The sequence below is a fragment of the Immundisolibacter sp. genome (assembly GCF_028696615.1).
Lineage (GTDB): Bacteria > Pseudomonadota > Gammaproteobacteria > Immundisolibacterales > Immundisolibacteraceae > Immundisolibacter.
The window spans coordinates 1-6,632 of the sequence record NZ_JAQVGQ010000154.1 but is presented as its reverse complement, the minus strand read 5'-3'; the positions used below and the strand labels follow the sequence as shown (position 1 = coordinate 6,632).

Below are 6,632 nucleotides of genomic sequence, written 5' to 3'. Positions count from 1 at the left end.
CGCCGCCGCAAGGCGGCCGTCATGCAGCTGCTGCTGGACCAGCACCAGTTCGACCTGCCGCATGGGCTCGTGCACCAAGAGGCCCACAACCTCGCCCACCAGGCGCAGGAGCGCAACCCGGCCGTCGATGCCCACGGCGATCTTGCCCCGTTCGAGGCGGAAGCCGCCCGGCGCGTGAAACTTGGCCTGCTGCTTGCTGAGATCACGCGGCGGGAAGGCATCAAGGCCGACCCGCAGCGCGTGCGTGCCGAGATCGAGCGCATGGCGGCCGGCTTCGGGGCTGATACCGAGATGTTCGTGAACTGGTACTACAGCCAGCCGGAGCGGTTGCAAGACGTCGAAAACATGGCCCTTGAAGATCAACTCGTCGATTGGGTGCTGTCCAAGGTGCAGGTGATCGAGGAAACCCTGAGCTTCGACGACGCCATCGCCGCCTGAACTCTACAAGCCCCCAACGGAGTCCCACCGCGCCATGACCGATCCCATGCACAGCCTGCCGAGCCCGGTTGCCCAGGGCCTGATCCCGATGGTGGTGGAGCAGACCGCCCGCGGCGAACGCGCCTACGACATCTTCTCGCGCCTGCTCAAGGAGCGCGTGGTGTTCCTGGTCGGTCCGGTGGAAGACCACGTGGCCAACCTGGTGGTGGCGCAGCTGCTGTACCTGGAATCCGAAAACCCGGACAAGGACATTCACTTCTACATCAACTCGCCGGGCGGCTCGGTGACGGCGGGCCTGGCCATCTACGACACCATGCAGTTCATCAAACCGGCGGTGTCGACGCTGTGCATCGGCCAGGCGGCCAGCATGGGCGCGGTGCTGCTGGCCGCCGGCGCGCCCGGCAAGCGGTTTGCACTGCCCAATTCGCGGGTGATGATCCACCAGCCGCTGGGCGGCTTCCGCGGCCAGGCCTCGGACATCGAGATCCATGCCCGCGAGATGCTCAAGATTCGGGATCTGCTGAACGATATTTTGTCCAGGCACACCGGGCGCAGCGTCGAGCAGATCCGCCAGGACACCGACCGCGACAACTTCCTGTCGGCCCCGGAGGCGCTGGAGTACAACCTGATCGACAAAGTCATCGACCGGCGCACGTGACGGCTGCGGCGACAACCCGGGGTGTTTTGCGCCGCCGGCCCGGCGGTATAAATTCGCTGGCGGCTCGTAATGGTCGCGGGCTGGTCGCTTTGGTATGTCGGCTGCCGGGGCGGGATGCCCGGCGCAAACCAGGGGCTACACCCCTTGGTCTAATTGGTCCAAAAACTGCGGCGCGGACATTCGCCGCCCCGCAGCGAGCTGAAAAAAATTCCAGGAACGGAATTTTTCAGTGGTTGTCCTAAGGATTGGCTGGCCCGGTGTGGCAGCCGGCTGGGCGGTGCCGCATCAACGGGCGCCGTCCGGCGCCGAAACAGTGGTTTGCAGGGTGAGGTTATGAGCGACGACAAACGCAGCGGCGACGGTGAAAAGCTCCTCTACTGCTCGTTCTGCGGTAAGAGCCAGCATGAGGTGCGCAAGCTCATCGCCGGCCCGTCCGTGTTCGTCTGTGACGAATGCGTAGAGCTCTGCAACGACATCATCCGCGACGAGGTCGGCGACAAGGCGGTCGACGAGCGCCGCAAGCGCCTGCCGACGCCGCGCGAGCTGTGCGCGCACCTGGATGACTACGTCATCGGCCAGGACCAGGCCAAAAGGATCCTGTCGGTGGCGGTGTACAACCATTACAAGCGCCTGGAGGCCGGGCAGCACAAGGACGATGTCGAGCTCAGCAAGAGCAACATCCTGCTGGTGGGGCCGACCGGCTCGGGCAAGACGCTGCTGGCCGAGACGCTGGCGCGCATCCTGAACGTGCCGTTCACCATCGCCGATGCGACCACGCTGACCGAAGCCGGCTACGTGGGCGAAGATGTCGAGAACATCATCCAGAAGCTGCTGCAGAAATGTGACTACGACGCCGAGCGGGCGCAGACCGGCATCGTCTACATCGACGAAATCGACAAGATTTCGCGCAAATCCGACAATCCGTCCATTACCCGCGACGTGTCCGGCGAGGGCGTACAGCAGGCGCTGTTGAAGCTGATCGAGGGCACCATTGCGTCGGTGCCGCCGCAGGGCGGGCGCAAACACCCGCAGCAGGAGTTCCTGCAGGTCGACACGCGCAACATCCTGTTCATCTGTGGTGGCGCCTTCAACGGCCTGGAAAAAATCGTCCAGCAGCGCATGGAGAAGGGCGGCATCGGTTTCTCGGCCGACATCAAGGGCGGCGCCGAAGAAAAGGACACCAGCCGGCTGCTGGCGCAGGTGGAGCCGCACGACCTGATCAAGTTCGGCCTCATCCCGGAGTTCGTCGGCCGCCTGCCGGTGGTGGCCACGCTCAACGAGCTGAACCGCGAGTCGCTGATCCGCATCCTGACCGAACCCAAGAACGCGCTGGTCAAGCAGTATCAGAAGCTGTTCAAGATGGAAGGGGTCGAGCTCGAGTTCCGCCCGCAGGCGCTGGACGCCATCGCCGAGCGGGCCATGGAGCGCAAGACCGGCGCCCGCGGCCTGCGCTCGATCCTCGAACACGCGCTGCTCGACATCATGTTCGAGCTGCCGTCGATGCGGAACCTCAAGAAAGTCGTTTTCGACGACAACCTGTTCAGCGCCGACGGCAAACCGCTGCTGATCTACGAAGACGCCCCGCTGCAGCAAAGCGCGGCCGGCGACTGAGCCCGGCCGCGCGCGCCGGATGCCCCGCCCGGCCGGGCTTGTGTTCGGCCGGCGCCGCCTTCATGTTGTGTTCGTGGCGGCCGCTGTGCCGCCGTCCCCCATTGCCGAGGCTTACCCCGGGTGACCGACCGTACGAAGCACGAGCGTCGCGAGCGCGACGCCGCCCCCGAATCCCTGCTGCTGCCCGTGCTGCCACTGCGCGATGTGGTGGTGTTCCCGCACATGGTGATCCCGCTGTTCGTGGGACGCGAGAAATCCATCGCCGCGCTCGAACTGAGCGACGCCTACGACAAGCGCATCTTCCTGGCCGCGCAGAAAGACGCCGGCCTCGACGACCCCAAGCCGGACGACATCTACACCACCGGCACGGTGGCGCACGTGCTGCAGATGCTCAAACTGCCGGACGGCACGGTCAAAGTGCTGGTGGAGGGTGTCGATCGTGCCCATGTGACCGAATGGCAACAGCAGGATGGTGGCTACCTCGCCCGGCTGACCGTGCCGCAGGCGGCGCCGGCCGATCCGCGCGAAGACCTGGTCCTGCAGCGCAGCGTGCTCGAACAGTTCGAGCAATACGTGCGCGGCAGCAAGAAAATCCCGCCCGAAGCCCTGACCGCGCTGGCCGAGATCAATGATTCCTCGCGCCTGGCCGACACCATCGCCGCGCAACTGCCCATACGCCTGCCAAAAAAGCAGGAGCTGCTCGAAATCGTGGACGTGGTGCCGCGCCTCGAACACCTGCTGCAGCTGCTCGAAACCGAGCTCGACCTGCTGCAGGTGGAAAAGCGCATGCGCGGCCGCGTCAAGCGGCAGATGGAGAAAAGCCAACGCGAGTACTACCTGAACGAGCAGATGCGCGCCATCCAGAAAGAGCTCGGTGAGCTCGAAGAAGGTGGCGGCAGCGACCTCGACGAGCTCGAGCGGCGCATCGAGGCGGCGCATCCGCCCAAGGCGGTGCTGGCCAAGGCACGCAGCGAGCTCGCCAAGCTGCGCATGATGTCGCCGATGGCCGCCGAAGCGACCGTGGTGCGCAACTACCTCGACTGGATCGCCCAGCTGCCGTGGCGTACCCGCAGCCGGGTACGCAGCGACCTGACGCTGGCGAAGGAGGTGCTGGACCGCGACCACTACGGCCTGGAAAAAGTCAAAGAACGCATCCTCGAGTACCTGGCCGTGCAGCAGCGTGTGCGCAAGCTGAAAGGCCCGATCCTGTGCCTGGTCGGCCCGCCGGGCGTCGGCAAAACCTCGCTCGGGCGTTCGATCGCGCACGCCACCGGGCGCAAGTTCGCCCGCATGTCGCTCGGCGGCGTGCGCGACGAGGCCGAGATCCGCGGCCACCGGCGCACCTACATCGGCTCGCTACCGGGCAAGGTGCTGCAGAACCTCGCCAAGGTCGGCACGCGCAATCCGGTGTTCATGCTCGACGAAGTCGACAAGATGGCCATGGATTTTCGCGGCGATCCCGCCTCGGCGCTGCTCGAGGTGCTCGACCCCGAACAGAACAGCGCCTTCAACGATCACTACCTGGAGGTCGACTTCGACCTGTCGGACGTGCTGTTCGTGGCCACTGCCAACACGCTCAACATCCCGGCCCCCCTGCTCGACCGCATGGAAGTGATCCGGCTGCCCGGCTATACCGAAGACGAGAAGCTGAACATCGCCAGGCGTTACCTGGTGCCCAAGGCGCTGGCCGACAACGGGCTCAAGGACTCGGAAATCGCCTTCACCGACGAGGCGCTGCGCGCCATCATCCGGCTGTATACCCGTGAGGCCGGCGTGCGCAGCCTGGAGCGCGAGATCAACAAGGTCTGCCGCAAGGCCGTGTTGCAGGCGGTTCAGAAAGCGCGCAAGGAAACGCTGACGATCACCGACAAGAACCTGTCGGACTTCCTCGGCGTGCCGCCTTACCGCCACGGCCTGGCCGACACCGAAAACCGCGTCGGCCAGGTGACGGGCCTGGCCTGGACCGAAGTCGGCGGCGAACTGCTCACGGTCGAGGCCGCGGTGGTGCCCGGCAAGGGCGCCCTCACGCTGACCGGCCAGCTCGGCGAGGTGATGCAGGAATCGGTCAAGGCGGCGCTGACCGTGGTGCGCAGCCGCGCCGAAGGGCTCGGCATCGCCGCGGAGCGGTTCCAGAATTCGGACTTCCACCTGCATGTGCCGGAAGGCGCCATCCCCAAGGATGGGCCCAGCGCCGGCATCGCCATGGTCACCGCCCTGACCTCGGCGCTGACCGGCATCCCGGTGCGCGCGGATGTGGCCATGACCGGCGAAATCACCCTGCGCGGCGAGGTATTGCCGATCGGTGGTCTCAAAGAAAAACTGCTGGCCGCCCTGCGCGGCGGCATCGCCAAGGTGCTGATTCCGAAAGACAACGAAAAAGACCTTGCCGATGTACCGGCGGACGTGAAGGCGCAATTGCAGATCCGGCCGGTGCAATGGATCGACCAGGTGTTCGAGCAGGCGCTGACGGCCTTGCCGGGAGCAATGAACCTGACGGGCGGTGCAGCCGACTCGGCAACGACCGGCACAGAAAGCTATATCGCCCACTGACGAGCAAAAAATGCTTTGTTGACACGCGTTTTTTTCGATTGGTATAACTCGCCGGCCCATGTCCGACGCGGGTTTGTTGCCCACTAGGGTGGGTGGGCGAAACCCAGCGCAAATCAACCAACGACCCAGGGGGGACTCACGTGAACAAATCCGATCTGATCGACGCGATCGCCGAGGGCGCCGACATTTCCAAGGCGGCCGCCGGCCGCGCCGTGGACTGCGCCATCGACACCATCATCGCCGCCCTGAAAAAAGGCGACACGGTGACCATCGTCGGCTTCGGTACCTTCTCGGTCAGCAAGCGCGGTGCCCGCACCGGCCGCAATCCGCGCACCGGCGAGGAGATCAAGATCAAGGCCAGCAAGACGGCCAAATTCAAGCCTGGCAAAGCGCTCAAAGATGGCATAAAATAGCTCGCCTTGCAGGGGTGCTTAGCTCAGCTGGTAGAGCGTCGCCTTTACACGGCGGATGTCGGGAGTTCGATCCTCTCAGCACCCACCGATTGCATTTGGAGCGGTAGTTCAGCTGGTTAGAATACCGGCCTGTCACGCCGGGGGTCGCGGGTTCAAGTCCCGTCCGCTCCGCCACTTTGGCGTAATGCCATGTACCAGCCGTGAAGGGTGGGGTCGGTCAAAGCCGGCTCCACCCTTTGTGTTTTCTGCAACCTGAAAAGCCATTCCATGCTGGAACACATCCGCGACAAGGCCCCGCGCTGGCTGGTCAGCACTATCCTGGTGCTGCTGGTGGTGCCATTCGCCCTGTGGGGCATCAATTCGTACATTCAGCCGCACGGCCGGCACATCGTGGCCCGGGTCGGCGATGCCAGCATCAGCGTCGATGCTCTGCAGCAGGCAGTGCGCGAGGAGGCGCAGCGCCTGCGCCAAACCATGGGCAAGGCCTACTCGCCCGAACTGCTCGACAACCCGGCCGCGCGGCGAGCCGTACTCGAACGCCTGATCAACCGCCAGCTGCTGCTGGAGGATGCCCGCCAGCGGCGGCTGCAAATACCCGACAGCACCGTGGCGGCGGTGATTCACGGCGTGCCGGCGTTCGCTGGCGACAAGGGCTTCGATCGCGCGTTGTACGAGTCACAACTGCGCCGGCAGGGTCTGACCCCGGCCGCCTTCGAAGCCGATCTGCGCGACTCGCTGGTGCTGCAACAGCTGCAGGCCGGGCCTGCGGAAACGGCCTTCCTGTCGAACGCCGAACTCGACGGGCTGGCGGCGCTGTGGTTCGAACGGCGCGACTTGCGCCTGACGACGCTCGACTGGCAGCGATTCGCCCCGACGAACCCGCCGGACGAGGCCGCCATCCAAGCCTATTACGACGCCCACAAGGCGGATTTCCAGACCCAGGAGCAGGTCCGCGTCGCCTA

5 protein-coding genes, 2 tRNA genes and 1 pseudogene are annotated in these 6,632 nt (G+C 65.1%); all 8 read left to right on the top strand.

The annotated features are described in order from the left end of the window. Positions 1–438: pseudogene (locus tag PHC73_RS10210) on the top strand (trigger factor); the annotation flags it as partial. Between the two features lie 34 nt (positions 439–472). After that, complete coding sequence (gene clpP / locus PHC73_RS10205) at positions 473–1,096, top strand: ATP-dependent Clp endopeptidase proteolytic subunit ClpP (RefSeq protein WP_300127555.1); 624 nt, start codon at positions 473–475, stop codon at positions 1,094–1,096. Positions 1,097–1,429: 333 nt separating this feature from the next. Further along, on the top strand, positions 1,430–2,707 hold the full coding sequence (gene clpX / locus PHC73_RS10200) for an ATP-dependent Clp protease ATP-binding subunit ClpX (RefSeq protein ID WP_300127553.1): 1,278 nt from the start codon (positions 1,430–1,432) through the stop codon (positions 2,705–2,707). Between the two features lie 120 nt (positions 2,708–2,827). Continuing rightward, positions 2,828–5,257 (top strand): endopeptidase La, encoded by a 2,430-nt coding sequence (gene lon / locus PHC73_RS10195; RefSeq protein ID WP_300127550.1) that lies wholly within the window; start codon positions 2,828–2,830, stop codon positions 5,255–5,257. 140 nt (positions 5,258–5,397) lie between these two features. Beyond that, positions 5,398–5,670: an HU family DNA-binding protein gene (locus tag PHC73_RS10190; protein ID WP_300127558.1), complete on the top strand. Its 273-nt coding sequence runs from the start codon at positions 5,398–5,400 to the stop codon at positions 5,668–5,670. Between the two features lie 12 nt (positions 5,671–5,682). After that, positions 5,683–5,755, top strand: a tRNA-Val gene (locus PHC73_RS10185). 12 nt (positions 5,756–5,767) lie between these two features. Beyond that, positions 5,768–5,844 (top strand) — tRNA-Asp (locus tag PHC73_RS10180). Positions 5,845–5,937: 93 nt separating this feature from the next. Continuing rightward, positions 5,938–6,632, top strand: a 695-nt coding sequence (locus tag PHC73_RS10175; RefSeq protein ID WP_300127547.1) for a SurA N-terminal domain-containing protein, incomplete at its 3' end; no start/stop codon positions are given.

Bases quoted from the DNA above. Each gene is read 5' to 3' on its own strand.
- clpX (WP_300127553.1), top strand. From the start codon at position 1,430: ATGAGCGACGACAAACGCAGCGGCGACGGTGAAAAGCTCCTCTACTGC.
- clpP (WP_300127555.1), top strand. From the start codon at position 473: ATGACCGATCCCATGCACAGCCTGCCGAGCCCGGTTGCCCAGGGCCTG.